Origin of the sequence: Amycolatopsis sp. WAC 04197 (genome assembly GCF_003947475.1) — a bacterium.
Taxonomy (GTDB): domain Bacteria; phylum Actinomycetota; class Actinomycetes; order Mycobacteriales; family Pseudonocardiaceae; genus Amycolatopsis; species Amycolatopsis japonica.
In genome coordinates this window covers 305527-332318 of sequence record NZ_QHJK01000006.1, presented here as the reverse complement: position 1 = coordinate 332318, position 26792 = coordinate 305527, and the positions used below count along the sequence as shown (strand labels likewise).

Here is a 26792-nt window from a genome sequence, read left to right as displayed (position 1 = left end):
GGGTCGCCGGATGGACGCCGCCGAACTCCTCGCGCTCGACGCGGAACACGTCTGGCACCCGTACGGGCCGATGCCGAGCACGATCGACTCCCTGCTGGTCCGCGAGGCGAGCGGGGTCCGGCTCACCCTCGACGACGGCCGCGAACTGGTCGACGGCATGTCGTCCTGGTGGGCGGCGGTCCACGGCTACCGGAACCCGGTGCTGGACGCGGCGCTGGCGGAGCAGGCGGGCCGGATGAGTCACGTGATGTTCGGCGGGCTCACCCACGAACCGGCCATCAGGCTGGCCAAGACGCTGGTCGACCTCGTGCCGGAGGGGTTGCGGCACGTCTTCCTGTGCGACTCGGGTTCGGTGTCGGTCGAGGTCGCCGTCAAGATGTGCCTGCAGTACTGGCAGTCGGTGGGGCGCAAGGAAAAGCGGCGCCTGATGACCTGGCGCGGCGGCTATCACGGCGACACGTTCACGCCGATGAGCGTCTGCGACCCCGAGGGCGGCATGCACTCGCTGTGGCGCGGGATCCTGCCGGACCAGCTGTTCCTGCCCAAACCGCCCGGCGGTTTCGCCGACGAGCCGGATCAGGACTACCTCGACCTGCTCGCCACCGAGATCGGGCGGCACGCGGGCGAACTGGCCGCGATCATCGTCGAGCCGGTCGTGCAGGGCGCCGGCGGAATGCGGTTCCACCCGCCCGCGTACCTGCGCGCGCTGCGCGAGATCACCGAAGCGAACGACGTCCTGCTCATCTTCGACGAGATCGCCACCGGTTTCGGCCGCACCGGCCGGATGTTCGCCGCCGAGCACGCCGGGGTCACGCCCGACGTCCTGTGCCTCGGCAAGGCGCTGACCGGTGGGTACCTGACGATGGCGGCGGCGCTGTGCACGCCGGAGATCGCCGACGGGATCTCGCGCGGTGAGCTGCCCGTGCTGGCGCACGGCCCGACGTTCATGGCGAATCCGCTGTCCTCGGCCGTCGCCAACGCCTCGCTGGGGATCCTGGCCGAAGGCGGCTGGAAGTCCGACGTGCCGCGGATCGAGGCCGCGCTGAAGGCCGGGCTCGAACCGGCTCGGGAGCTGCCCGCGGTCGCCGATGTGCGGGTGCTCGGCGCCATCGGCGTGATCGAACTGGACCATCCCGTGGACATGGCGGTGGCGACGGAGGTCCTCACCGGGAACGGGGTCTGGCTGCGCCCGTTCCGGAACCTGATCTACACGATGCCGCCCTACATCTCCGAGGCGGAAGACCTCGTCGCGATCACTTCCGCAATGGTCTCGGCCGCACAAAAAGCGTAAAAACGGCAAAGTTCAGCCCAAAGAGTGTGACAGCGGCCACAGCAATCCGGAGAGGCCACGCTCGGTACAGAGCGTGGTCGCGAGTTGATCTTGGTCAAGCGAACGGGCGAGTCCGATCGGGGTCCTTCTCGGGTGCTTTGCCCTGAAAAGGCGGTATGCCCTAGTTCGCGGGCGCACAAGCAAACCTGAGAAACCTTTGCGTAGCGGACTTTTGCGCGCCGATCGGGTTTCCTGCCCCCATGATCGACATCGTTGGTGACGAGCACGACACCGGGCCTCCGGGCCGCCGCAACCCCGCATCGACCCTCCTGAAGAACCTTCGCCACGACGTCCCGGCTTCGGTCGTCGTCTTCCTCGTGGCCGTCCCGCTTTCGCTCGGCGTCGCCCACGCCGCCGGAGCCCCCTTGCTCGCCGGACTCGTCTCCGCCGTCGTCGGCGGGATCGTCGCGAGCTTCTTCGGCGCCTCCGCCCTCCAGGTCAGCGGTCCGTCCGCCGCGCTGACCATCGTCATCGCGGAGACCATCGCCTCCTTCGGCTGGGCCGCCACCTGCGCGATGACCGCCGCGGCGGGCGTGGTCCAGATCCTCTTCGGCCTCACCCGCGTCGCGCGGGCGACGCTGGCGATCTCGCCCGCGATCGTGCACGGCCTGCTCGCCGGGATCGGTCTGATCCTCGTCCTCGGCCAGTTGCACGTGGTGCTGGGCGGTGTGGCGCGGAGTTCCACGATCGAGAACATCCTCGCGCTGCCGGGCCGGATCGTCGGCCACCACGACCAAGCCGCGCTGGTCGGCGTGGTCACCGTCGGTGTCCTGCTGGCGTGGACCCGGCTGCCGCGTTCGGTGCGCCGCGTCCCCGGCCCGCTGGCCGCCGTCGCGCTGGCGACCGGCCTGTCCGTCGCGGCGGGGATGGACCTGCCGCGCGTCGACCTCCCGAACGGCTTGCCGGGGCTGGGTTTCGTCCCCCAGGCGCCGTCCGGATCCGTGGCGGCGATCATCGCCGCCGTACTCTCCATCGCGCTCATCGCCAGCCTGGAGAGCCTGCTTTCCGCCGTCGCCATCGACAAACTCCGCGACGGGCCGCGCACCGACCTCAACCGCGAACTGGTCGGCCAGGGCCTCGCGAACGTCGCCGCCGGTTCGCTCGGCGGCTTCCCCGTCACCGGCGTCGTCGTGCGCACCATGACCAACTTCGAAGCGGGCGCCCGCACCCGGATGTCGGCGATCCTGCACAGCGTCTGGATCCTCGGCTGCTGCCTGTTCCTGGCGGGCGCGCTGCGGTTGATCCCGCTCGCGGCGCTCGCCGGTCTCCTCGTCCACGTCGGCGCGAAACTGGTCAACCTCACCAATCTCCGCGAGGTCCGCCGCCACGGCGACCTGCCGGTCTATCTCGCGACCCTGCTCGGCGCGGTCGCCGTCAACCTGCTGACCGGCGTCGCCGCGGGGATCGCGGTGGCGCTGGCCTTGATGCTGCGCCGGATGCTGTTCTCCGGGATCCACGTCGAACGGGACGGCTCGCGGACCCGCGTCGTCATCGAGGGCGCGCTCACTTTCCTTTCCGTGCCAAGGCTCACGACCGTCCTGGCCGAAGTCCCCGAGCGGGCGGAGGTGACGCTGGAGCTGTTCGTCGACTACCTCGACCACGCCGCTTTCGACTGCCTGCGCGGCTGGCAGCGCGCGTACGAACGCGCCGGGGGAACGGTGATCGTCGACGAGATCGGGCATCCGTGGTTCGAACGCGGCAAGGCGGGCGTGCCGACCGTGCGCCGCGGCGTCGCGTCCCGGGTGGTGCCGCGCTGGCTGGCGCCGTGGTCACAATGGCAGGCCGAACATCTCGAACTGCCGAGCCAGCGCGGCGGCAGTGTCCCGTTGTGCCGCGGCGCTTCGGAGTTCCAGCGGCGGACGGCGCCGTTGCTGCGCAGCACCTGGGACGGGCTGGCGAACGGGCAACAGCCGCATACGCTCTTCATCACCTGTGGCGACGCGCGGATCGTGCCGAACCTGATCACCACCAGCGGGCCGGGTGATCTGTTCACGGTGCGGAACATCGGGAATCTCGTCCCGCGCGCGGAAGCGGATTTCTCGGTGGGGGCGGCGATCGAGTACGCCGTCGGGCTGCTGCGGGTGCGGGAAGTGGTGGTGTGCGGGCATTCCGGCTGTGGCGCGATGAAGGCGTTGCTCGGGGACGCGCCCGACGGCCTCGCGCACCTCGGCGGCTGGCTCCGCCACGGCGAGGCGACCATGCGGCGCCGGGAAAGCGAAGGGCCGGTGCTGCTCGACGGCGAACGACCGGCGCACGAAGGCGATCGGCTCGCGCTGCACAACGTGGTGCAGCAACTGGAAAACCTGCGGTCGTACCCGGTGGTCGACGCCGCGCTGGCGCGGGGGGAACTGCGGCTGACGGGGATGTACTTCGACGTCGGGAAGGCGAACGTGTACCTGCTCGACGAAGCGCTGCGGTCGTTCACGTCGGCGGCGGCCCCGGTGAAGTCCTGAGGCAGGGCGATCAATCGTGATCGGTGGTTTCGCGTGATGGGAGGGACGACACACGTGATCAGACGGACGACACGTGTGTCCAGGCGGACGGCTCGCGTGTGTCGTCCCTTCAGTCACGCGTGTCGTCCGTTGGATCACGCGTGTCGTCCGCAACACACCACCTTGCCTTGCCCCTCAAGAGAACCCGAATCGCCACTCACGTCGGCGGCGGCCCCGGTGAAGTCCTGAGGCAGGGCGATCACGCGTGATCGGAGACCGATCTCGCGTGATCAGAGGCGTAACTCGCGTGATCGCGCGAGTTACGCCTTCAATCACGCGAGATCCGGCTTCGATCACGCGAGATCGGGGTGTGGGTTGACCGGGCGCCCAACCGATATTTCCCAGGATTCGGGACCAGGTAAGGCTTTTCGCAACGCGGGAGACATCTCCGGGCAACGATGCGGGCTGAAAGTGGGCCACGCCACCCGTCCGTAGGGTGATATTCACTCGATCAGGTGGTGCATATCGGACAATTCACCAGTTTCCTGGTGATCATGCTGGTGTCCACGAAAAAGCCCCTCGCCGTGCTTCGTCACGACCTGCCCGCCTCGTTGGTGGTGTTCCTCGTCGCCGTCCCGCTTTCACTCGGGATCGCTCTCGCGTCAGGGGCGCCGATCGTCGCGGGGCTGATCGCCGCCGTGGTGGGAGGTGTGGTCGCCGGAGCCCTCGGCGGCTCCGCGCTTCAGGTCAGCGGCCCGGCCGCCGGCCTGACGGTGATCATGGCCGAGACCATCGCGACCTTCGGCTGGGCGACCACCTGCGCGATCACCGTCGCCGCGGGCGCGCTGCAGATCCTCCTGGGGCTGAGCCGCATCGCCCGCGCGGCGCTCGCCATCTCGCCGGCCATCGTCCACGGCATGCTGGCCGGGATCGGCGTCACGATCGTCCTCGGCCAGCTCCACGTCGTGCTGGGCGGAGCGGCGCAGAGCTCGGCGCTCGAGAACATCGCGCAACTGCCCGCGCAGATCGTCGGCCACCACGACACCGCCGCGCTGATCGGCGTGCTCACCATCGGCATCCTGCTCGTGTGGCCGCGGCTGCCCAAGGCCGTCCGCAAGGTGCCCGGCCCGCTCGCCGCGATCGCGCTGGTGACCGTGCTTTCCGTGGCCACCGCGATGACGTTGCCGCGCGTCAACCTGCCGGGTGACCTGCTCAACATCCGCTTCGCACCCGAATTCCCGGACACCGGCTGGGGCGCGTTCGCCGTCGCGGTGGTCACCATCGCCCTGATCGCGAGCGTGGAAAGCCTGCTGTCGGCCGTCGCCGTCGACAAGATGCACACCGGGCCGCGGTCGAACCTCGACCGCGAACTGATCGGCCAGGGCGCCGCGAACATGACTTCCGGCGCGCTCGGCGGCCTCCCGGTCACCGGGGTGATCGTCCGCAGTTCGACCAACGTCGCCGCCGGCGCCCGCACCCGGGCGTCCGCGATCCTGCACGGCGTCTGGATCCTGGTGTTCGTCGCCGCGTTCGCCGGGCTCATCCAGAACATCCCGCTGGCCGCGCTGGCCGGTCTGCTCGTCCACGTCGGCGCGAAACTGGTGAACCCCGGCCACATGAAGCAGGTCCTCAAACACGGCGACCTGGGGCTGTACCTGGTGACGCTCGCCGGTGTCGTCGTCTTCGACCTGCTCACCGGTGTCCTGCTCGGTATCGCGCTTTCGGTGCTGCTGATGCTGCGTCGCACGGTGTGGTCCGGGATCCACGCCGAGCGCGACGGCGACGAATGGCGCGTCGTCGTCGAGGGCGTCCTGACGTTCCTTTCCGTGCCGAGGCTCAGCCGTGTGCTCGCGACCGTGCCCGACGGCGCGAAGGTGACCCTGGAGCTGGTCGTCGACTACCTCGACCACGCCGCCTTCGAGAGCCTGTCGAACTGGCAGCAGGGCCATGAACGCGCCGGCGGCACAGTGATCGTCGACGAGGTCGGGCATCCGTGGTTCGCCAAGGGCAAGTCCGGCGACCCCACGCTGACCCGGACGGCGGCGGCGCGGTCGGTGCCGCGGTTCCTCGCGCCGTGGTCCGACTGGCAGGCCAAGGACGTCGAACTGCCCGGACAGCGCGGCGGGCCCACCCTGCGCGGGGCGACCGAGTTCCAGCGGCGCACGGCCGCGCTCATGCAGCCGGCGCTCAGCAAACTGGCGGGCGGCCAGTCGCCGCACACCCTGTTCATCACCTGCGGGGACGCGCGGATCGTGCCGAACATGATCACCACGAGCGGTCCCGGTGACCTGTTCACCGTGCGCAACATCGGGAACCTGGTGCCCGCCCGCCGGGCCGATCCGTCGATGGGCGCCACCGTCGAGTTCGCCGTCGGCGTGCTGAAGGTGCGCGAGATCGTGGTCTGCGGTCATTCCGGCTGCGGCGCGATGCAGGCGCTGGCCACCGGGGCCCCGGACGGCGCGCCGATGCTGGCCTCCTGGCTGCGGCACGCCGAGCCGAGCGCGCACCGCGACGCCACGGTGACCCTCGACGGCGAACGTCCGGACACCGAGGTCGACCGGCTGGCGCTGAAGAACGTGCTGCAGCAGCTGGAGCACCTGCGGCACTATCCGCTGATCGCCGAGGCGGAGGCGCGCGGTGAGCTGCACCTGACCGGGATGTACTTCGACGTCGGGGCGGCGCAGGTCTACCTGTCGGACGAGGGGAGCCCGTCGTTCACCCCGGTCGGGGCCGTCACCACATCCGGGGGCTAACGGAAGCCGTTCAGCGGGACTCGATCCGGACCCACTAAGTTCAACGCACGTGAGCATGCTGGTCATGACCGGCACCGGTACGGGTGTCGGCAAGACGATCTCCACCGCCGCCATCGCCGCTCTGGCCGCCGGTCAGGGCCAGCGTGTCGCCGTGCTGAAACCGGCGCAGACCGGAGTGGGCCCGGACGAGCCGGGCGACCTCTCCGACGTCCTCCGCCTCGCCGGCCCGGTCACCACCCGTGAGCTGCGGAGGTATCCGGATCCGCTGTCGCCGGAGGCGGCGGCCAGGCTTTCGGGACTGCCGACGCTCGCCCCGAGCGAGATCGCCGCCGCGGCGAGCGACCTCGACGGCGACCACGACCTGACCCTCATCGAGGGCGCGGGCGGGCTGCTGGTCCGGTTCGACGCCGACGGGGCCACGCTGGCCGACGTCGCGTGGTCGCTGGGCGCGCTGGTCATCATCGTCGCCGAGGCCGGGCTGGGCACGCTCAACGCGACCGCCCTGACCGCCGAGGTCGCCACCAAACGCGGGCTGACCGTGGCCGGGGTGATCATCGGATCCTGGCCGGACGAACCGGATCTGGCGGCGGTGTCGAACCTGCGCGACCTGCCGGTCGCCGCCGGGGCCCCGCTGCTGGGCGTGCTGCCCGCCGGGCTGGGCACGGCCGGACCCGAGGAGTTCGCCGACCGGGCCAAGGCGGGGCTCTCGCCGTGGTTCGGCGGGGAGTTCGACCCGGAATGCTTCGTCGGCCGCGCGTCGGCGCAGAAGTGACCTGCGTCGCTGTGGCCGAGCCGCCCGGTCGTGCACGATGATGTGCCTTCGCTTCACCGCCCCACCCCGAACAGGAGCCGCCTCGTGACCACTGCCCCGGAGACCGTCGACATCCTCGCCGTGGCGCGTGACCAGGTCCTCGAGCGTGGTGTCGGGCTCGGCGAGGAGCAGATCCTCGAAGTCCTGCGGCTCGACGACGAGCACCTGACCGACCTGCTGGCGCTGGCCCACGAGGTCCGGATGCGCTGGTGCGGCCCCGAGGTCGAGGTCGAGGGCATCATCAGCCTCAAAACCGGCGGCTGCCCGGAGGACTGCCACTTCTGCTCGCAGTCCGGCCGCTTCCCGACGCCGGTGCGGTCGGCGTGGCTGGACATCCCCGGCCTGGTCAAGGCCGCCCGCCAGACCGCCGAGACCGGCGCGACCGAGTTCTGCATCGTCGCCGCCGTCCGCGGCCCCGACAAGCGACTGCTCTCGCAGGTCCGCGAGGGGATCAAGGCCATCCGCGAGGACGGCAACGACATCCAGATCGCCTGCTCGCTCGGCATGCTCACCCAGGAGCAGGTCGACGAACTCGTCGAGATGGGCGTGCACCGCTACAACCACAACCTGGAGACCGCGCGCTCGCATTTCGCGAACGTCGTCACCACGCACACGTGGGAAGAGCGCTGGGAGACCCTGCGCATGATCCGCGAGGCGGGTATGGAGGTCTGCTGCGGCGGCATCATCGGCATGGGGGAGAGCATCGAGCAGCGCGCCGAGTTCGCCGCGCAGCTGGCCGAGCTGAACCCGGACGAGTGCACGATGAACTTCCTCATCCCGCAGCCGGGTACGCCGTACGAGGGCTACGAGGTCGTCGAGGGCAAGGACGCGCTGCGCACTGTCGCCGCGTTCCGGCTGGCGATGCCCCGCCCGCTGCTCCGCTTCTCCGGCGGCCGTGAGCTGACCTTCGGCGACCTGGGCACCAAGCAGGGCATGCTCGGCGGTATCAACGCGATCATCGTCGGCAACTACCTGACCAACCTCGGCCGCCCGGCCACCGCGGATCTGGCGATGCTCGACGAGCTGAAGATGCCGGTGAAGGCGATCAGTGACGTCCTCTGACCCGGCGGCGTACTGCGTCCACTGTGGACAGACGTCCGACGGTGGCGCGGAACATCCGGCCTGCCACAACCCCAGAACGGCACTCGAGCCGCCGCGGTACTGCACGTACTGCGCGCGGCGGATGGTCGTCCAGATCACCCCGGTCGGCTGGACGGCCCGGTGCAGCCGTCACGGTGAACTCGCCGGCTGACTCCCCGCATTTCGTCCTCTGGATGCGGTAGTTGCACGCGCAAGCATCGCGTTCAGAGGACGAAACGCGGGGCGATGTGTGCGGGGTCGCGTGCGCAGGGGGCGTCATTGGTTACGCTCTGCACAAGCAGCTCGAGGGAGGAGTCCGGGGTTGGGCGAGACGACGGGTAAACCGGCGCACCTGTCTTCCAGCGTGCCCGACCCCTGGTCGGTGCCCGTACTGCCGAGGCCACGCCGCCCGTTCCCCAAGGTCGTCGTCAAGGCCGATCTGCTGCCGGCGGTCAGCGTCCTGTCCACGGCGGGGCTGCTCGGCTTCCCGCTGGCCTGGCTGTGGGCGCGCCTCGCCCCGCCCCAGCGGATGCGGGTGATCAACGACCACGGCGGCCTCGCCCCGCTGGAGCTGGAGAGCTGGCACCGCTTCGACGACCTCGCCGTCTACGGTTTCCTCGCGCTCGGCGCCGGGCTGCTGATCGGCATCGTGACCTGGCTGCTGCGGGAACGCCGCGGGCCGGTCGTGCTGATCGCCGCGACCGGCGGCGCGACCCTCGCGGGCTGGCTGGGGACCACGATGGGCGTCTCGTTCGCCAACGGCCGCTACGAGATCGGCGCGGCGCCCGCCGTCGGCGACGTCATCGCGAAGGCGCCGCAGATCGAATCCCCGTGGATCATGCTCGCCGCGCCGTTGATGACGACGCTGGCGTACACGCTGCTGACCGCGTGGAACGGACGGGAAGACCTGGGCCGCCGCCTCGGCTGACGGATTTCCTCTAGGGTGGGCCGGGACACATCTCTAGGGGGCTTTCTCTTGACCGACGACATCGAGGTTTCCCGGCACAACGCCGTCCGCTTCCCGGGTATCAGCCCGCGCGCGTACGAACACCCCGTCGATCGCGGCGCACTGGCCACCCTGCGCGCCGTTCCGGGGTTCGCGCAGGTCGTGAAGGCGGTTTCCGGTTTCTACGCCGAACGCGGCGAGCGGCTCATGGCGCTCGCGTCCGCGATCCGGGTCGGCCCGAAGCAGTATCCGGAGCTGGACAGGCTGCGCCACGAATGCGCCGAAACACTCGACCTCGACCGCGTGCCGAACCTGTTCGTCGCCCGCAGTCCCGAGGTCAACGCGCAGACGATCGGCATGGACGAGCCGTTCATCGTGCTCAACACCGCGGCCGTCGAGGCGATGGACCTCGCGTCGCTGCGGTTCGTGATCGGGCACGAGATGGGGCACGTGCTGTCCGGGCACGCGGTGTACCGCACGATCATGATCCGGCTGATCGGCCTGCAGATGTCGATGTCGTGGACGCCGGTGAGCGCGATCGGCATCCGCGTCGTCATCGCGGCGCTGCGCGAGTGGTACCGCAAGGCCGAACTGTCCTGCGACCGCGCCGGACTGCTGTGCTCGCAGGATCCGACGGCGGCGCTGCGCTCGCAGATCCTGGTCGCGGGCGGGATCGACCCGTCGAAGATCGACATCCCGGCGTTCCTGCAGCAGGCGTCGGAGTACGAGTCGGTCGACGACATCCGCGACAGCTACCTGAAGCTGCGTTACGTCGAGACGATGTCGCATCCGCTGGCCGTCGTGCGTGCCGCCCAGTTGCAGAAGTGGGCCGCGTCCGAGGAGTACCGGGGGATCCTGGCCGGCGAGTACCCGCGCCGTGACGAGGACGCGCCTTCGTCCACCTGGACCGACGACCTGAAGTCGGCCGCGAAGTCGTACAAGGACTCCTGGAACAGCTCGACCGACCCGCTGACGAAGGTGTTCAGCGACGTCGGCGAGGCGGTGTCCGGGGCGGCGGGCAAGGTGTGGAGCAAGTTCGGGACCGGCAACGGGTCGGACGACGGGGGTTCCTCGGAGTCGGGCAAGTAGCGCTTCGCGGATGTCATGAAAGGGCCGTTCAGGACGTTTCTTGTCCTGAACGGCCCTTTCATGACGCGGGAACGGGCGGCGACCCGCGAGGGCTCAGTTCAGGTTCGACGGGCGCGTGAACTCGCCGAGTTCCCCCGGCGGCATCGGGACCGCGCCCAGCGTGCTCAGGAAGCCGGCCTCCCGCGTCAGCAGGCGGCACGCGATCCGCAGCCGCCGCAGCGGGTTCGTCTCCTCCAGCAGGCGCTGCCGGTCCTCCAGCGGGAGCAGGCAGTCGGCGGTGAGCCGGTACGCGAGCGCCGCGATGTCGCCGTCCTCGGGCGGGGTGGTCCAGTCTTCGTCGTTCCAGGCGGACTCGCAGTAGCGCCGGTGCGCGGCCTTCGCCACGTCGGCGAGCCTGGTCACGGTGTCGCCGTGCACCGTGGCGACGCGGTCGTCGGGTACCCATTCGACCGAGCCGATCAGGTACGGCGCGGAAACGCGGTCGATCTCCAGCAGCCGGAACCGGCGCCGCGCGGTGGTGACGACGTCGAATCTGCCGTCCGGCAGCCGTTTCGCCTCGCGCAACACCGTGCTGCAGCCGAACTCGTGGACGTGTTCGGGCCCGCTGACCTCCCTGATCATCGCCGAACGCAGCGCGACGACGCCGAACTCGCGGTCCGGGACCACTTCGGCGACGAGGTCCGCCATCAGCTGCCGGTACCGCGGTTCGAAGATGTGCAACGGAAGGTGTGTTCCGGGCAGAAGCACGGTCTGTAGCGGGAACAGCGGCAAGATCGCCTTCCCGGTGGACTCCTCGCTCGGCTCGGTCACCCGTTCAAGGTACGGGGACCGGGAGGACTTCGCAGGGTGGTCACTTCCCGGTGGGCGGACGGAACACCGCGAACGGGTCGGTGATCTGCATCCCCTTGCCCGCGAAGGAGAACAGCGCCGCCGGACGGCCGCCGCTGCGCCCGGGCGGAGCGGTGTGGCCGGTGGGCAGGAGCAGCCCGCGCCGGGACAGCACACGCTGCAGGTTCGTCGCGGACACGCGGTAACCCAGCGCAGCCGAGTACAGCCTCCGCAACGCCGAAACGGTGAACTCTTCCGGGGCGAGCGCGAAGCCGAGGTTCGTGTAGCAGAGCTTCGAGCGGAGCCGGTCCCGCGCGCGCAGGACGATGGACTCGTGGTCGAACGCCGTCCGGGGGAGCTCGGAAACGTCGTGCCACTCGGTGTCTTCGGGGATCTCGGGGTCCACATCGGACGGTACGAGGCCGAGGAACGCCGTCGCGACGACGCGGGGGCCCGGCACCCGGTCCGGCGCGCTGAAGACCGCCAATTGCTCCACATGCTTCAGTTGGCGTACGTCGACCTTCTCCGCGAGCTGCCGCCGGATGGACGCCTCGACGTCTTCATCCGGGCGAAGCCTGCCGCCGGGAAGGGACCAGCGGCCGAGGTGCGGATCGAGCGCGCGCCGCCACAGCAGGACCCGGAGTGTGTCGGAGCGCACTTGAAGGACCGCTCCCAAAACCTCGTGGGCGAGGGGGGTCTGGGTGTTAAGATGACTTCGCACGGTTTTCGATTATAAGGCGAAAACCGGAGACAGGTCCAGGAGGGCCAGAACGATGACGAGCACCCTGCAGAACGACTTGACTCCGTACGGTGGCGTGGTCGCCGACGCGGCTTGGGCGGAGGAGGTGCGCAGCCTTGCGCGCAAACGCGACGCCGTCCTGCTCGCGCACAACTACCAGGTCCCCGAGATCCAGGACATCGCCGACTTCACCGGCGACTCCCTCGCGCTCAGCCGTATCGCGGCGAGCAGTGACGCGTCGACCATCGTCTTCTGCGGCGTGCACTTCATGGCCGAGACGGCGAAGATCCTGGCGCCGGAGAAGACGGTCCTGATCCCGGACGCGCGGGCGGGCTGCTCGCTGGCGGACTCGATCACCGGCGCCGAACTGCGCGCCTGGAAGGCCGAGCACCCCGGCGCGGTCGTCGTGTCGTACGTGAACACCACGGCCGAGGTCAAGGCGGAGACCGACATCTGCTGCACGTCGTCGAACGCCGTCGACGTGGTCGCCTCCATCCCCGCTGACCAGGAGGTTCTCTTCCTGCCGGACCAGTTCCTCGGCGCGCACGTCAAACGCGTGACCGGTCGCGAGAACATGCACATCTGGGCCGGGGAGTGCCACGTGCACGCCGGGATCAACGGCGCCGAGCTGGCCGAGCGGGCCTCGGAGAACCCGGACGCCGATCTGTTCATCCACCCGGAATGCGGCTGTGCGACCTCGGCGCTGTACCTGGCGGGCGAAGGCGCCGTCGCCCCTGAGCGGGTCAAGATCCTCTCGACCGGCGACATGGTCCACGCCGCCCGCGACACCAAGGCGAAGTCGGTCCTCGTGGCCACCGAGATCGGGATGATCCACCAGCTGCGCAAGGCCGCGCCGGAGATCGACTTCCGCGCGGTGAACGACCGGGCGTCCTGCCGGTACATGAAGATGATCACGCCGGCCGCCCTGCTGCGGTCGCTGCGTGAGGGTGCCGACGAGGTCCACGTCGACGCCGAAACCGCCGCCCGTGCCCGCGCCTCCGTGCAGCGCATGATCGAGATCGGGCAGCCTGGCGGCGGAGAATGACCGACCCGGTTACCGCTCTCCAGGCGAAAACCCACCCGGTCTGGGAGGCCGCCGCCGATCTCGTGGTGATCGGCAGCGGGGTGGCCGGGCTCACCGCCGCGCTGCGCGCGCACGAGCTCGGCCTGCACGTCCTGGTGGTCACCAAGGCGACGGTCTCCGACGGCAACACCCGCTGGGCACAGGGCGGTATCGCGGTCGTGCTGGAGGGCGAGCACGAGCCGGGCGACTCGGTCGGCAAGCACGCCGAGGACACGCTCACCGCCGGTGCCGGGCTGTGCGACTCCGGCGCCGTCCGGTCGATCATCGCCGGCGGCCCGGCCGCGGTGGCCCGGCTGCGGGCCGAGGGGGCGCGCTTCGACCCCGCGGCCGAAGGGCGGCCCGAACTGGCCCGCACGCGGGAAGGCGGGCACAGCGCGTTCCGCGTCATCCACGCGGGTGGCGACGCGACCGGCGCGGAGGTCGAGCGGACGCTGGTCGCGACGGCCGGAGGACGGCGGATCCCGGTGCTGGAGCACCACATCGCCGTCGACGCGATCCGCACGCCCGCGGGCGAGGTCGTCGGGGTGACCGTCCTGGACCACAACGGCGTGCCCGGTGTCGTCCGGGCGCCCGCGGTGCTGCTGGCCAGCGGCGGACTGGGGCAGCTTTACCAGGCGACGTCGAATCCGGAGCTCGCCACGGGGGACGGGCTGGCGCTGGCGTTGCGCGCGGGCGCGCAGGTCGCGGACGTCGAGTTCGTCCAGTTCCATCCGACGGTCCTGTTCACGCCCGGCGCGCGTGGCCGGCTCCCGCTGGTCACCGAGGCGGTACGCGGCGAGGGCGCGACCCTGCACGACGCGACGGGTGCCTCGGTGATGCGCGGGGTCCACCCGCTCGGGGATCTCGCGCCCCGGGATGTCGTTTCCGCGGCCATCACGCGCCGCATGGTGCAGGCGCCCGGCGGCGTCGACGATCACGTCTTCCTCGACGCCACGGGGATTTCCGGCTTCGCCAAAAGGTTCCCGACCGTGCACGCGGCGTGCGCGGCGATCGGGCTGGACCCGGCGAAGGAGCCGATCCCGGTCACGCCCGCGGCGCATTTCGCGTGCGGCGGTGTGGTGACCACTGTGGACGGACGGTCCGGTGTTCGTGGTCTCTACGCCGCGGGCGAGGTCGCGAGGACGGGTCTGCACGGCGCTAACCGCTTGGCCTCCAACAGTTTGCTCGAAGGTCTGGTGGTCGGGCAGCGGGTGGCGGAAGCGGTCGCCATCGACCTCGCCGCCGGCCTGCTGGGTGACCCGCGCCGCGGCGTGCTCCTGCCTCCGGTGAAGGCCCCGGTGGCCGATCGGGACGCGCTGCAGCGGGCGATGAGCCGGTACGCCGCCATCGGCCGCGACGCCGAAGGGCTGTCGGTCGTCGGCTCGGTGCTGGATCTTTCGGTGATCGAGAGTCCTTTGTGGACGCCAAAGACCGTTGAGGACGCGGCGCTCACCCTGGTGGCGGAGGCCTTGGTCGCGGCCGCCGCGCGCCGCACGGAATCCCGCGGCTGTCACGTGCGGACCGATTTCCCCGAGCGCGACGACGACGTCTGGCAGCGCGGTCAGCTCATCCGGCTCAGCCCGTCGGGGCAGCCGGTACTGGCCGATCCGATCGCTTTGGAGGGTGTGGCATGAGCGAATTCTCCCCGTTGGTCGTCAAGGCGCTGGCCGATCACGGCCTCGACGTCGCCGATGTGCAGCGCGTCGTCACGACGGCGCTGGCCGAGGATCTGCGGTACGGGCCCGACGCGACGACGAACGCCACCGTGCCCGAATCCGCGCGTGCGCTGGCCGAACTCACGCCGAGGACGGCCGGGGTGGTCGCCGGGATCCCGGTGGCGCTGGCGGTGTTCGACGTCGTGCTCGGTTCGGGCCTGGAGATCCTGGCCGCCCGTGACGACGGCGATCGACTCACCGCCGGTGAGCCCGCGCTGGTCGTGCGCGGCCCGGTGCGGGGCCTGCTCACCGCCGAACGCACCGCGCTGAACCTGCTGTGCCACCTGTCCGGTATCGCCACCGCGACCGCCGCCTGGGTGGCCGCGGTGGAGGGAACCGGTTGCCGGGTCAGGGATTCCCGCAAGACGCTGCCCGGGCTGCGGTTGCTGGAGAAGTACGCCGTCCGCGCGGGCGGCGGGGTGAACCACCGGCTCGGGCTCGGCGACGCGGTGCTGATCAAGGACAACCACGTGGTCGCCGCCGGTTCGGTGACCGCCGCGCTCGCCGCCGCGCGCGAGCACGCGCCCGAACTGCACTGCGAGGTCGAGGTCGACGACCTGTCCCAGCTGGACGAGGCGCTCACCGCGGGCGCCGACGAGGTGCTGCTGGACAACTTCACGCCCGACGAATGCGCGAAAGCGGTCGACCGGCGTGACGAGGTTTCCCCGAAGACCCGCCTGGAATCCTCGGGCGGTCTGCGGCTCGACGTCGCGCGGGCGTACGCGGAGTCCGGTGTGGACTTCCTCGCCGTCGGGGCGCTCACGCATTCCTCACCCGCACTCGACCTCGGGATGGACCTGCGCTGACCTCCGGCACTAGAATTCCCTTGTGTGACAAGGGGATTCTGGAGGAATGGTGGGCTTTGCCGGTAAAAGTGCCGTCGCGGGATGCGTCGGTTTCATGGCACTGCTCGGCACCCCCGTCCCGTCGACGGCGGTCGCCGAGCAGTGCGCCAACCCGACGGGCACCTACACCGCGGCCGTTCCGTGGGGCCAGCGGCTGATCGATCCGGTGCGGCTCTGGCCGCTGTCCCGCGGCACCGGCCAGCTGGTCGCGGTGATCGGCACCGGCGTCGACGGCGGCAACGGCCAGTTCGCGCCGGGGCAGCTGCTCGGCGGGCAGGGCACCGAGGCCGAAGACTGCGACGGCCGGGGCACGATCGCCGCCGGGATCGTCGGCGCGCAACCGGATCCGTCCACGACGTTCACCGGGATCGCGCCCGGTGCCAAGATCCTGCCGATCCGCTACACCCAGGTGAACGGCGGCGGCGATCCCGGGCAGCTCGCGGGCGCCATCGAAACGGCGCTGAACCGCGGCGCCGGGATCATCCTGATCGCCGTCCCGGCCGCTTCCGACAGTCCCGCGCTGACCGGCGCCGTCTCGCGCGCCAAGGAAAAGGGCGCGCTGATCGTCTCGCCCGCCGCGGGGACCCAGCAGGGCCAGACGTCGTACCCGACGGCCACACCGGGTGTGCTCGCCGTGGGTTCGACGAACCAGGCGGGGGAGGCCGTGCAGACGGAATCCGGTTCGTACGTGGGGATTTCCGCGCCTGGCGCCGAATTGGTCAGCACGTCCGCCGGCGCGGGCGGGACGGTGGCGCACCGGTGGCCGGTGAGCGATCCGAGCCTGGCCGCCGCGCATGTCGCCGGGGTCGCCGCGCTCGTGCGCGCGTACCACCCCGAGCTGTCGCCGGAGCAGGTCGTCGCGCGGCTGACGCTGACCGCGCACCGCGGTCCGAGCGGTGGACACGATCCCCGCCGGGGCTGGGGCGCGATCGACGCCTACGCCGCCGTTTCCGCCTCGATCCCGGCCGGTACGCCCGGCCCGGGAGGACCGCCGAGCGTCGGCCCGGACACCTTCGTGTTCCCCGCGGCGGCTCCGGCACCCACCAGTGCGGACAAGGTTTCGGGTGTGCTCGCCATCGCCGGGGTGGCCCTCGCCATCGCGGCGGGCGTCGTGGTGGCCGCGGTCCGGCGGGGCAAGCGCCGGGGCTGGAAACCTTCGCGATTCCGCGCCTCGTGAGCGGCAGCGGTGTACTGGGGGACACCGCCACCGCTCACGAGGTCTTTCGCGACCCCCTGGGGTTTTAGGGGACGGATACGCAGGCTGTCGAGCCCACGATGGCCACGCCGTCGCCGACGCGGGAGACGTGCACGTTGAAGTCGGCGCCGTCGCGGCTGAACTGCGCGATCAGCTCACGCGGGTTGCTGCGGTCGCGCCACCGCCAGCCCTGGCTCTCCAGCATGGGCAGGACGTCGTCGACGAGTTTGCGGATCGCGTCGGTCGCGTCGTCCACGCGGAGGCCGTACTGCCAGCAGAGCGACCGGCCCGGCTGGGTGGGGTCGCAGTCCAGCTCGCCTTCCACGGTGCGCTCCGCGCTGGTGCCGAAGGTGCCCGCGACACCGTCGATGACCGCGGTGAGGTCCTCGGCCAGCGGGTCGAGTTCGGTGTGCTTCGTGATCATGAACAGTCCCTCACAAGCCTCGTCCGACGCCTTCGATGACCATCTCGCGCAGCGAGCCGCCGGTGAAGCCTTCGTGCGTGACCGCGCCGCCCGTGATCACACCGTAGATGTTGTTCCACGAATCGGAACCGGGTTTCAGCACACCGCTGTGCGAATCGAAACCCCACTGCAGGTCGCCGTTCGCGTCGCGGCCGGTTTCCAGTTCGACGACGCCGGGGAAGCGGTCTGGGTCCGCTCCGTGCCCGGCGCCGAGCCATTCGATGAGGCCGGCGTTGCCCTGCGCGATCACGATCGGGTCGAAGGGGGCCGTCATGGAGTACCGCTGCACACCGGCCTGGCTGGCCGGGAGGTCGCTCGGGCTCCAGATCCCGTGTCCCATACCCGCGGACTCGACGTGCAGCACCTGATCGGCCTTGAGCCCGAGCTGCTCGGCGAGCCCGACGGTCGCGCCGCCGTAGCTGTGCCCGACGGCGGTGACCACCACACCCGGTCCGGCGTGGCTGTCGATCTGGCCGCGCAGTTCGTCGCCGAACGCCTTGAGATCGGGCGCCATCGTCTGCGCGTAGTGCGCGGCCGGGCCTTCGGTGACGACGTTCTGGGGGAAGACCCCGTCGGCCCAGACCACCATCGCGGTCCGGCCGGTGGCGTCCGCGGCGACCAGGCTCTTGCCGAGGTCGGCGTAGCTCTGGAAGTTGTCGAACGAGGTGTTGACGCCGGGGACGAACAACCCGACGTTGCGGGTGCCCGGCTCGATGCGGCCGACCAGTTCGACGATGCGCCCGTTACCGGACGGGTCGAACCGCAGGATCTGCCGGTCGTTGGCGAGGATGTCCTCGTACAGCGCGATCCGCGTGCGCGCGCTCGCGATGTCGTCGGCTTTCCCGCCCTGTGCGAGGAGATTCGCGAGCCGCTCGCGTTCGGCGGTCAGCGCGTCGGTGACCTTCGTGCGGTTCTCGGCGATCGCGGTCGCCCACGAGCCGGTGTCGGCCGCGCCGCCGACGCCTGCCGGATTCCCGGCCTTGGGCAACGGGTTCTCCGGCATCAGCGACCGGTACGAGGCGGCCACCTGGACGTCGGCGCGCCGGTATCCGCCACCCGCGGCCGTCAGTCCCTGGTGGATGACCGTCGCCTTGGTGATCTGGCCGTCGAGTTTGCCCGAGACGTCTTTGATCGTCTTGGTGTACGTGGCCGAAGCCGCGCTGGACGCCGAAACCTGGCCGAACGCGGTCGCGGGGACGTTCTCACCCGCCAGCGCGGTCTGCGCGGTCTTGAGCACGCCGGCGCGCTGTTCGAGTTCGGCCGCCGCCGCTTCGAGCCTGGCGGGGGCGACTCGGTAACCGCCCGCACTGGATGCCATCACCGAGCCGCCTCTCCTGGTCGGGAAAATCAGTACTGTTCGGGTTCTTCGCCGAGCACGGCGGGAGCGACCGGGGACGACTGGCCCCAGACGTTCTCGGTCTCCACGAGCCACGGCGGGATCCGTCGTCCGGAACCCATGTCGCCGCCCGCGCCCATGCCCATCGGCATCATGGGCATCATCGGCATCGCGCCCTTGGCCGCCGCCGCGCCCGCGGCACCGGCCGCTCCGCCGGCGAGCCCGCTCATCGCGCTGCCCGAGCCGCCGTCGCCCGCCAGACCGGAGAACGCGGCCGGGGCCTCACCGGGTCCGGAGAACCCGCCACCGCCACCGGCGCCGATCGCGCCACCGTCCAGCGACGGCGCGCCGCCACCGCCGATCGGGATACCGCCGCCGGCACCACCCGCGGTCGCGCCCGCCGCACCGGCACCGCCGCCCGCGGGCTCGCCGTTCTTGTCCTTGTCGTTCTTGCCGTTCGCCCACGCGGGCACCCGCGGCATGATCGAGCCGAACCGGCCGAACGCGGCGGCCGAAGCCGCGGCGAGACCGGCGGTGAACATGTCGCCGAACAACGGGTTCGACTTGGGCGGCTGGCCGGGCTGACCGGTGGTGGGCGGCGTGGAGCCGTCCGAGGGCAGCGGATGCGTGTTGTCGCCGGGAACGACGCCGACACCCGGCGTCCCGCCGATGTTGTTGCCGACCGAACCGCCGGGGGCCGTGCCGCCACCGGTGACCGGCGGCGGGGTGACGGCGTTCGGCGAGGCCGGAATCGACTCCTCGGCCGTGGAGTACTCGCCCGCGAGCTGCGTCATCACGACGATCGCCTTGCTGTGCGCCGCGCTGGCCGCACTCGCCGCCTGCTGCTGCGCTTCGACGTTCGCGATGGCCTGCTGACGCTGCTGGGCGGCGTTGATGATCGTCGCCTGCGACGAATCCGGCGGCAGGAGCGGCGGATTGACGGCCAGCGCGAGATCGGCGGGGGAGACGTCCGGCACCGCGACCGGCGGCGGCATCTCCTTCTTGGCCTTCACCAGCGCGTCCGCCGCGTCCTCGAGGAGGTGGTTCATCGCGTTCGCGGTCTGGGCGACCTTGCGGATTCCGCCGACGAGGTCGGTGATCATCGTGTGGTACTTGTCGGCCGCTCCGCCGGTCCAGCTGGTGGAGAAGTCCTTCAGCTCGCCGGTCAGGTTCTCGGCCTGCTCGAACAGCCCGGAGCCGGTGGACTGCCATTTGTGGGCCGCGTGGCGGGCCGTGTTGGGGTCGCCGGCCTGCAGCATCGCGTAGAGCTGCTGGTGCGAATACGCGGCGAAGTTCGTGTGCGCGGTGTCGGTCATCCCTTGTTCCCCCCGCCGTTCGAGCCGCTGTTACCGCCCAGCACGCCCCCGAGGACGTTGAGCAGCGGATCGAGCAGCCCGGTCTGCTGGCTCGAGTGGTGCATGTCGCCCGCCACCGAATCGTCGGCCGCCGCGTAACCGTCGGCGACGGTCGTCGTGACGTCCTGCGCGAACGTGATCGCGCCCTTGACCTGATCCAGCAGGCCCTGCATCTCGGCGACGGCGGCCTGGTGCGCCTTGTTGAGTGAACCCGCCTCCCCGAACTCGCCGAACAGCAGCGGCTGTTCGCTCAAGGTCAGCAGGAAGTCGTTCGGCTTGGACATCGCGTGGATCTGGGTCTCCAGTTCCCGCACGAAGTCCTTCAGTGATTCCAGATGGACGTAGTACGACTGGTCTTGCATTGATCCCGGCTCTCTCGAAATCGGCCATGCCAACAAGGGACGACTACGCGCAAAGCCGGCCGGCCGGTGCCGAGGGGGGTGAAAGCACCGGCCGGCCGACGGTTGGGGATCAGCCGGCGAACAGGCCCTGGTTGCGGTTCTCCAGGCTGTGCTGGAGATCGTGGGCGTCGCCGACCTTGCCACCGAACTGCGCGATGATCGCCACGATGTCCGCGGTGGCCTGGCGCAGGCGGGTTTCAGACGCACGGGCGGCCTCACCGGCGGAGCTGCCGGAGGCGTACCAGGTCTGGGTGATCGGCTGCAGGTTGGTGTGCAGCTGTTCGAGCTGTGAGGTGAGCGCCTTGGCCTTGGCGGCCAGCGAGGCCGAGCTGTGCTGCAGCGCGGCGAAGTTGATTTCGACGACGTCAGCCATGATTGGTGGTCCTCTCGCGGATCAGGGGTTCAGCCGGTGGATCACGGTCTGGTCGACGACTCCGCTGACGCCGGTGAGGCTTTCCCGGACCTGCTCGTCACCCGAGTTGTAGTTCCGGTTGCTCTCGTGAACGAGGCGCGACATCGTGTTGAGCTCGTTCACGGCGATGGTCATCTTCTCCTGCAGGCGGCGCTGCAGGTCCCAGAACGCGACGGCCTGGTCACCCTTGTAGTTGTGCAGGGTCTGGGTCAGCTCGCTCTCCAGGCTGGCCATCGTGGTCTTGGCGTTCGACGCGGTTTCCTCGAACCCCTGGACGGCGCGCGCCATCGCAGCTGCGTCTGCCTGATATCCCGTACCGGTCATTGATGGGCCACCTCCTCTCATCTCGCTGGAAATCCCGGTGAGCACCAGGGGACGCCCTGTCTGCTCTTGTGAAGGACACGCTAGAAAAGAGGGGAGTGCGGTCAAACGGCACAACTGCCGGTCGCGGTGACGGCACTATTACCCACAGGTCGGCGGTAGGGCTTTCCCCACCCTCGATCAGGGGGAGTACTCCAGTGTCCGGATCGGAGCTTCGCGGCACCCTCGAATCCATGGTGGACAAGGGATCCAGGGCAGTACTGCACCGCCCGCTGATGATCTTGACGGCGGCGATGGCGGTACTCGGCGTCATAGCGCTCGGGGGTCTGGTTTTCGACGATCGCAGCCTCGTCAACGCGCCCCTTTGGCTCAAACCGCTCAAGTTCACGATCTCCGTCGGGCTCTACGCGGTGACCCTGGCCTGGCTGATCGGGCAGCTGACCCGCGGCAAACGGCTCGGCTGGTGGCTCGGGACGGTGTTCGCGGTCGGCCTCGGCATGGACATGGCGCTGCTGTTCTGGCAGATCGCCGTCCGCGGGCGGACGCTGCACTTCAACCGGGAGACCCCGGTCGACCAGTGGATCAACAACATGGTCGCGAACGGTGCCTTCACCGGCTGGGCGGCGACGGCGGCCATCGCGATTCTCCTGCTGTTCCAACGTCTTCCCGACCGGGCGATGAATTCCGCGTTGCGCGCGGGTGCCGCGTTGTCGGTCGCCGGAATCGGGATCGCGCTGCTGATGTTCGGGCCGAACGAACAGCAGATGGCCCAGTTCCGCGCCGGCGAACGGCCGTCGATCGTCGGCGCCCACGCGGTCGGCGTGCCCGACGGCGGACCGGGGCTGCCGGTGCTGGGGTGGAGCACGGTCGGCGGGGACATGCGGATCCCGCACTTCTTCGGCATCCACGCGATCCAGGTGCTGCCGCTGGTCGCTTTCGGGCTGCTCAAACTCGCCGGGCGGTATCCGGTGCTCGAATCGGAATTCGTCCGGCGGAACCTGGTGCGGACCGCTTCGGTGGGCTTCGCGGGATTGCTCGTGCTGCTCACTTGGCAGGCTCAGCGAGGACAGTCCATCGTGCACCCGGACTTCTGGACGCTGGTCGCCGGCGCCGGGATCATCGCCGTCGTGGCGGCGGGTTCGGCGCTTTCGCTCCGGCCGATGCGTCAACTGGTCTGACGCTCAGTGTGTCTACTTTGGACTGGGGGGCCGTTCGCACGCGAACGGCCCCCCGGTGGGTCGTCTCAGACTCCCGCGGTGGTGCGGATCCAGCTGCGGCTCGCCGCGACACTGGCGTAGTTCTGGGTGCCCTGCGGGTTCGTGCCGGAGTTGCTGCCGGTCGAGCAGACGCCGACCTGGACGCCGTTCGCGAGCTGCGGGCCGCCCGAGTCGCCGTGCCAGGCGGAACCGTTGATGCCGACACTGGCGATGGCCTGGCCGCCGTACGCGTCGCTGCTGGTGCCGGTGATGCGGACGTTGGCCGTCTTCAGGACGCTCGAGGGCGGGTTGTTGCCCTGGGTGCGGCCCCAGCCGTAGATCTGGTTCGTGGTGCCGTTGGCCGGGTTCGCGGTGCCGAGCTTCATGTACGTCGTGCTGACCGCGGTGGTGAGGTGCAGCAGGGCGATGTCGCCACTCGGGGCGGCCTTCTGCTGGTCGACGTCGGCCTCGGTGCCCTGGTTCAGGTTGACGTTGCCGACCTTGACGTGCATTCCGGGCTTGTTGAGGCAGTGCTTCGCGGTGAGGACCCACTGCGGCGCGATGATCGTTCCGGAGCAGTTGAAACCGCCGAACGCGGTGGCGTCGTCCCAGTAGATCTGGGCGCCCCACGGCGCGGAACTCACGGTGCCGCCGCCGATGATGTCCTGGCCCGCGTTCGCGGCGGGGGTGGCGGCAAGGGTCAGCGCCGCGGCGGCGCCCGCCACCGTTGCGACGATCTTGGACATACGCATGAATACGCCCTTCGGCCTGCGTCGGGGAAACCGTTTCGAGTCGAAACGGTTTCACCAAGTTAGGTCGCGGTAAGGGTTTTAGTAACCTACCGAAGTCGGTAACCGCCGTGACGAATGTATTGGCGCGTCCGTTGTATCCGTTTTGCTGGAAAAGTGTTCGTCTTTAGGCTGTCGGAGTGACGACCAGGGTGATCGTGTTGAACGGCGGCTCCAGTTCCGGCAAGTCGGGGATCGCCCGCTGTCTGCAAGCGGTACTGCCGGACCCCTGGCTCACCCTCGGCGTGGACACCTTGATCGGCGCCATGCCCGCCGCGGTCGACGAGGGGATCGACTTCGCCGGGGACGGCGGGGTGAGCGTCGGATCCGGGTTCCGGCGGCTCGAGGACGCGTGGATGGCCGGTGTCGCGGCGATGGTGCGGGCGGGGGCCCGGGTCGTCATCGACGACGTTTTCCTGGGTGGCGCCGCGTCACAGCAGCGGTGGCGCGACGCGTTGGACGGGCTCGAAGTGCTGTGGGTCGGCGTCCGGTGTGACGGTGCCGTGGCCGCCGGGCGGGAGACGGCGCGCGGGGACCGGGTCGCGGGAATGGCGGAGGCACAGGCCGAGACCGTGCACCGGGGCGTGGCCTACGACGTCGAGGTGGACACCGGGGTGAACGAGGCTCTGGCCTGTGCCCGGGAGATCGCCTCCGCTATCGGAAGGTGAGCTGCACCTTGACCAATTCGCCGCCCGTGGAGAAATCGCTGCCGACGACCGAGCAACCCCCGCTCAAGGTCTTGCAATCGTAAGCGCGGTCGTCGAACGACATATGCCGGTAGACCGTGGCGGTGGTCGAGATGACGCCATTGGCGTCCGCTGTCGGATATCCGATGACGTAGCAGCTGCCGTCCTCGGTGGGGCATTCGAGCAGCAGGATCTGGCGGTTGGCGTCGAGACCGCCGGCCGTGACGGTCACGGTCTGTTCGGCGGCGAGATTCGTCGACGGTGACACGGACATCGTCCAGGCTCGCGTCTGGGCAGCCGCCGTGCCGGACAGGCCGATGACGGCGATCGCTGCGGTGACAGTGCTGGTGAACGCGCTGGTGACCGCGCGCCTCGAAAGTTTCATAATTCCCCCTCGTTTCCGATTCGCTTTCCCAGCCTGCCGTCGTCATGCGAGAGGCGTCAACCCCTTCGATTCGTTATCACGCGCGTCACAATCGAGTGCGTCGGATTTCTGAGGCGGATGACAAGCGCGCGGGTATGGATTGCCTGGTGCGAACGGCGCCGAGTACGGTTCGGTCCGCTACCTCGATTCCGTTGGCTGTGAAGGATTTGAGCCCTATGACTCTGGCGAATCGACGCGCCTTCCGGCTGCTCACGGCCGGCGTGGTGCTCTCGCTGGGAGCCTTTTCGCTGAGCTCGGCTTCCGCCGCCCAGGGCGAGGTCGACGCTCCGCGTGCGGACGCGCCCACCATGGCCGCGGGTTTGAAGGCGTCGTATTTCGTGCGGAATACCGTGTCGCGGATCGCGAAGCTGAACTCTCAACTGGCCACCGGTGAGGGACGTTTCGATGGCACTGTCGACTCGGTGAAAGAAACCCTGACGGGGTCGATCACTTTGCCGCCCACCGTGGGCGCGTATTTCGTGGCTTTTCGCTTCATGCCGGTGACGAGCACTGTCGGCCTGGTTTCCGAGGGCGACCAACACGGGGTATTGGTGAAGAACCCCGGCGACGCGGGTGTGGTGGCTCCCCGGCTTTTCCCGGACGGCAAGAAGTACCTGTCGGTGATCATCGACCTGACGCTCAGTCTCGGCCTTCGCCTGAGTGACACCAAGGTCGATGGCAAGGTGCTCGATCTGGGGCCCAATTGCAAAACGGCGGCTCCGCTGACGATCAAGGTCAAGGGATTGACGGGGTTGCAGGACACGGCGCCGCCGACAGTGCTCACGAGCAGCTTCGAGATCCCGCCGTTCTCGGGATGCGGGGTGCGGGAGGATCTGGACAAGCTGCTGACCGGCATGATCTCCGGGCCTGGCAACGAGATGAGCACCACGATCGCGGTGCGGTGCATCAGTACTTGTCCTGAGGGGTAGCTGCTCGTCGGGGATCCGGCTTCAGTGCCGATTTGATGTTGGACAGGGGTTTTGTTCGTGGGAGCATGAATCGGCCGATGGTCCCGGGCGGCTTGGTGCATGGTCGCTGGGCTCGGGTGAGTCTGGGCTCTTGTCTTAGCCGGATGCGACGCGGTGGCGAGTGGTCGGCGGTGGGTGCGTAGCTGGTAGTCATCGGAGTGTGTCTGCCGCATGGCTTTCAGGTGGGCACGCCTACCGGCCAACATGTTCCGGGGTGCTGCCTAGCTCCTGGCCGACCACGTCTTGGGCGCGTCGGTGTCGCCGCCCGGAGCGCGTCCGGGTGGCCCTGAGCGTCGTGCCGGGTTAGAAGGGTGGGGTTTCGTCCTCCGGTTCCGGGCGTGGGTCGTGGAGTGGTTCGGGGGCTGCGGTGTAGGTGCGGCCGGTGGGGGTGGTGATGGTCATGCCGCCGTTGCCGGTGGGTTCCGCGGTCCAGCCGGGTTCTTCTTTGAGCATGTTGTGGATCTTGCAGGCGGCGTGGCAGTTGTGGTGGTCGGTGTCGCCGTGGCGGGCCCAGGTGGTGATGTGGTCGATTTCGGAGAACTCGGCGGGTCGGTGGCAGCCGGGGTGGGTGCATTCCCGGTCCCGCGCCTTGATCAGACGGGCCAGCGAGGCCGGCGGCCGGTAGGTGCCGGGGCTGGCTTCGAGGAGCTGTCCGGTGGTGGGGTCGGTGATCAGCCGTGACCAGGTCGAGCCGGGATCGGCGGCGATCTCCCGGGTGAGCCAGCCGGGGATGGGCCCATAACCAGCCAGCGTCGCGGGATCCTCCCGGACGCCGGTCAAGGTCAACAGGTCGACATAGACGTGGACGTGCGCGCGGGGCGTGCCGTGACCGTCCTCAGCCAGCAGCCGCTCGGCGAAGATGTCCGCACGGTGCTGATCGAGAGTGCGGGACTTGTCGGATTGGCGGCGGGTCTGGGCGGCGCGGGCCAATGAGGCGTAGATCGAGCCGGCCACTTCGGAAGGCAGGAAACCGCTGAGGGTGGACATGGTGTCGTCCTCGTGTTTCAACGAGACATGTCGCGACGCGCGCTTTCTCGCGGCCCGTACCCGATAGCCGTCGGGGTCGAACTTCTGCACGGCGTAACTCACCGATTTGCCGATCGCTCCGGGGTCTCGCTCGGCGAGCCGTCCGGCCATGAAATCGTCCACCAGGGCGGCGACCTCATCGGAGACCTCGCGGGTCAGCCGGCAGACCTTCGACGCTTTGTACAGATCGATGTCGCCCAGTTCGAGTGCCCGCAATGTGTTCGGCAACCGGCGAACCAACGCGCACGAGGTTTCGACCAGCAGGAAAGCGTGATTACGAGAGACCGAGAAGGCCAGAGCGACCTCCTCGGTCACCGATCTTCGCGAGCCACCCACCGCGGCGAACCCGGCTAACGAACGCACCTGCCTGCCTTGTGCGCGGCGAAGCACGATCTCCTCGTCGTGGGCGGCATCGAGAAACTGAGCGGCTTTCGGATTGAAAGCAAGTGATTGGGTCATGACCAAGATTATACTCGAACAGGAGTTCGACCGCTACTGAATCCACCGGATGGTTTCAGCTGGCGAGCGCGCCGCTTCTGGGTTGGCGTCCGGCGCCTGCCGTAGCCGGTCGTCAAATTTTTCCTGTGATG

General features: G+C 69.6%; 26 protein-coding genes. 15 read left to right on the top strand and 11 right to left on the bottom strand.

What is annotated here, in order from left to right:
* The first annotated feature begins 10 nt into the window (after window positions 1-10).
* From DMC64_RS23790 to DMC64_RS23755, 8 genes are all read left to right on the top strand, one after another.
* Window positions 11-1291 carry an adenosylmethionine--8-amino-7-oxononanoate transaminase gene (locus DMC64_RS23790; protein ID WP_125735329.1) on the top strand — a complete coding sequence of 427 codons (1281 nt, stop codon included), beginning with the start codon at window positions 11-13 and terminating at the stop codon, window positions 1289-1291.
* A gap of 239 nt (window positions 1292-1530) precedes the next feature.
* Window positions 1531-3783 (top strand): bifunctional SulP family inorganic anion transporter/carbonic anhydrase, encoded by a 2253-nt coding sequence (locus tag DMC64_RS23785; protein ID WP_125735328.1) that lies wholly within the window; start codon window positions 1531-1533, stop codon window positions 3781-3783.
* A 533-nt stretch (window positions 3784-4316) separates the two neighbouring features.
* A complete protein-coding gene (locus DMC64_RS23780; RefSeq protein ID WP_125735384.1) occupies window positions 4317-6515 on the top strand; it encodes a bifunctional SulP family inorganic anion transporter/carbonic anhydrase in 2199 nt (732 codons plus the stop codon).
* A 49-nt stretch (window positions 6516-6564) separates the two neighbouring features.
* Window positions 6565-7287, top strand: a complete 723-nt coding sequence (gene bioD / locus DMC64_RS23775) for a dethiobiotin synthase (RefSeq protein ID WP_038510225.1) — start codon at window positions 6565-6567, stop codon at window positions 7285-7287.
* A gap of 84 nt (window positions 7288-7371) precedes the next feature.
* The gene (gene bioB, locus DMC64_RS23770) at window positions 7372-8388 is read left to right on the top strand and encodes a biotin synthase BioB (RefSeq protein WP_125735327.1); all 1017 of its coding nucleotides are present in this window, start codon (window positions 7372-7374) and stop codon (window positions 8386-8388) included.
* On the top strand, window positions 8375-8578 hold the full coding sequence (locus DMC64_RS23765; protein WP_081809725.1) for a hypothetical protein: 204 nt from the start codon (window positions 8375-8377) through the stop codon (window positions 8576-8578). The genes bioB and DMC64_RS23765 overlap by 14 nt, the downstream gene beginning before the upstream one ends.
* A 150-nt stretch (window positions 8579-8728) precedes the next feature.
* Window positions 8729-9334: a DUF2567 domain-containing protein gene (locus DMC64_RS23760; protein ID WP_038510231.1), complete on the top strand. Its 606-nt coding sequence runs from the start codon at window positions 8729-8731 to the stop codon at window positions 9332-9334.
* A 48-nt stretch (window positions 9335-9382) separates the two neighbouring features.
* Window positions 9383-10441 (top strand): M48 family metallopeptidase, encoded by a 1059-nt coding sequence (locus DMC64_RS23755; RefSeq protein ID WP_125735326.1) that lies wholly within the window; start codon window positions 9383-9385, stop codon window positions 10439-10441.
* Window positions 10442-10534: 93 nt separating this feature from the next.
* Here DMC64_RS23755 and DMC64_RS23750 read toward each other — a convergent pair whose 3' ends face one another.
* Together DMC64_RS23750 and DMC64_RS23745 are read right to left on the bottom strand one after the other, a co-directional pair.
* Window positions 10535-11251, bottom strand: a complete 717-nt coding sequence (locus DMC64_RS23750) for an LON peptidase substrate-binding domain-containing protein (RefSeq protein ID WP_037344777.1) — start codon at window positions 11249-11251, stop codon at window positions 10535-10537.
* Between the two features lie 40 nt (window positions 11252-11291).
* The gene (locus DMC64_RS23745; protein ID WP_016336019.1) at window positions 11292-11927 is read right to left on the bottom strand and encodes an NUDIX domain-containing protein; all 636 of its coding nucleotides are present in this window, start codon (window positions 11925-11927) and stop codon (window positions 11292-11294) included.
* 115 nt (window positions 11928-12042) lie between these two features.
* On the opposite strand from DMC64_RS23745, the gene nadA reads away from it, so the two are divergent.
* Genes nadA through DMC64_RS23725 form a run of 4 tightly spaced genes read left to right on the top strand, consistent with a single transcriptional unit; the run spans window position 12043 to window position 16808 of the window.
* Window positions 12043-13053 carry a quinolinate synthase NadA gene (gene nadA, locus DMC64_RS23740; protein WP_063277377.1) on the top strand — a complete coding sequence of 337 codons (1011 nt, stop codon included), beginning with the start codon at window positions 12043-12045 and terminating at the stop codon, window positions 13051-13053.
* Window positions 13050-14705, top strand: a complete 1656-nt coding sequence (locus DMC64_RS23735; RefSeq protein WP_125735325.1) for an L-aspartate oxidase — start codon at window positions 13050-13052, stop codon at window positions 14703-14705. The genes nadA and DMC64_RS23735 overlap by 4 nt, the downstream gene beginning before the upstream one ends.
* Window positions 14702-15592 carry a carboxylating nicotinate-nucleotide diphosphorylase gene (gene nadC / locus DMC64_RS23730; protein ID WP_125735324.1) on the top strand — a complete coding sequence of 297 codons (891 nt, stop codon included), beginning with the start codon at window positions 14702-14704 and terminating at the stop codon, window positions 15590-15592. Before DMC64_RS23735 ends, nadC begins: the two co-directional genes overlap by 4 nt.
* A gap of 46 nt (window positions 15593-15638) precedes the next feature.
* Complete coding sequence (locus DMC64_RS23725) at window positions 15639-16808, top strand: S8 family serine peptidase (protein ID WP_125735323.1); 1170 nt, start codon at window positions 15639-15641, stop codon at window positions 16806-16808.
* A 64-nt stretch (window positions 16809-16872) separates the two neighbouring features.
* Here the strand turns inward: DMC64_RS23725 and DMC64_RS23720 are convergent, their stop codons facing one another.
* The 6 genes from DMC64_RS23720 to DMC64_RS23695 form a co-directional block, all read right to left on the bottom strand.
* A complete protein-coding gene (locus DMC64_RS23720) occupies window positions 16873-17250 on the bottom strand; it encodes a hypothetical protein (RefSeq protein WP_037344784.1) in 378 nt (125 codons plus the stop codon).
* Window positions 17251-17260: 10 nt separating this feature from the next.
* The gene (locus DMC64_RS23715) at window positions 17261-18607 is read right to left on the bottom strand and encodes an alpha/beta hydrolase (protein ID WP_037344786.1); all 1347 of its coding nucleotides are present in this window, start codon (window positions 18605-18607) and stop codon (window positions 17261-17263) included.
* A gap of 29 nt (window positions 18608-18636) precedes the next feature.
* On the bottom strand, window positions 18637-19941 hold the full coding sequence (locus DMC64_RS23710; RefSeq protein WP_037344787.1) for a WXG100 family type VII secretion target: 1305 nt from the start codon (window positions 19939-19941) through the stop codon (window positions 18637-18639).
* The gene (locus DMC64_RS23705; RefSeq protein WP_037344789.1) at window positions 19938-20342 is read right to left on the bottom strand and encodes a hypothetical protein; all 405 of its coding nucleotides are present in this window, start codon (window positions 20340-20342) and stop codon (window positions 19938-19940) included. Before DMC64_RS23705 ends, DMC64_RS23710 begins: the two co-directional genes overlap by 4 nt.
* A 109-nt stretch (window positions 20343-20451) precedes the next feature.
* Window positions 20452-20754, bottom strand: a complete 303-nt coding sequence (locus DMC64_RS23700) for a hypothetical protein (protein ID WP_005155348.1) — start codon at window positions 20752-20754, stop codon at window positions 20452-20454.
* 21 nt (window positions 20755-20775) lie between these two features.
* Window positions 20776-21117, bottom strand: coding sequence for a WXG100 family type VII secretion target (locus tag DMC64_RS23695; protein ID WP_076153289.1), 342 nt, complete (start codon window positions 21115-21117; stop codon window positions 20776-20778).
* 230 nt (window positions 21118-21347) lie between these two features.
* Here DMC64_RS23695 and DMC64_RS23690 point away from each other — a divergent pair, with 230 nt between their 5' ends.
* Window positions 21348-22292 (top strand): hypothetical protein, encoded by a 945-nt coding sequence (locus DMC64_RS23690; RefSeq protein ID WP_350596795.1) that lies wholly within the window; start codon window positions 21348-21350, stop codon window positions 22290-22292.
* A 65-nt stretch (window positions 22293-22357) separates the two neighbouring features.
* Here DMC64_RS23690 and DMC64_RS23685 read toward each other — a convergent pair whose 3' ends face one another.
* Window positions 22358-23056: a trypsin-like serine protease gene (locus DMC64_RS23685; RefSeq protein WP_037344791.1), complete on the bottom strand. Its 699-nt coding sequence runs from the start codon at window positions 23054-23056 to the stop codon at window positions 22358-22360.
* Between the two features lie 182 nt (window positions 23057-23238).
* Between DMC64_RS23685 and cpt the strand changes: the two genes are divergently transcribed.
* Window positions 23239-23766, top strand: a complete 528-nt coding sequence (gene cpt, locus DMC64_RS23680; protein ID WP_199755069.1) for a chloramphenicol phosphotransferase CPT — start codon at window positions 23239-23241, stop codon at window positions 23764-23766.
* Here the strand turns inward: cpt and DMC64_RS23675 are convergent.
* On the bottom strand, window positions 23753-24169 hold the full coding sequence (locus DMC64_RS23675) for a neocarzinostatin apoprotein domain-containing protein (protein WP_125735321.1): 417 nt from the start codon (window positions 24167-24169) through the stop codon (window positions 23753-23755). The two genes, cpt and DMC64_RS23675, sit on opposite strands and share 14 nt — an antisense overlap.
* A gap of 215 nt (window positions 24170-24384) precedes the next feature.
* Between DMC64_RS23675 and DMC64_RS23670 the strand changes: the two genes are divergently transcribed.
* Window positions 24385-25137: a hypothetical protein gene (locus DMC64_RS23670; protein WP_125735320.1), complete on the top strand. Its 753-nt coding sequence runs from the start codon at window positions 24385-24387 to the stop codon at window positions 25135-25137.
* Window positions 25138-25479: 342 nt separating this feature from the next.
* On the opposite strand, the gene DMC64_RS23665 is transcribed toward DMC64_RS23670, so the two are convergent.
* Window positions 25480-26517 (bottom strand): HNH endonuclease signature motif containing protein, encoded by a 1038-nt coding sequence (locus DMC64_RS23665; protein WP_233629791.1) that lies wholly within the window; start codon window positions 26515-26517, stop codon window positions 25480-25482.
* Window positions 26518-26792 lie beyond the last annotated feature (275 nt).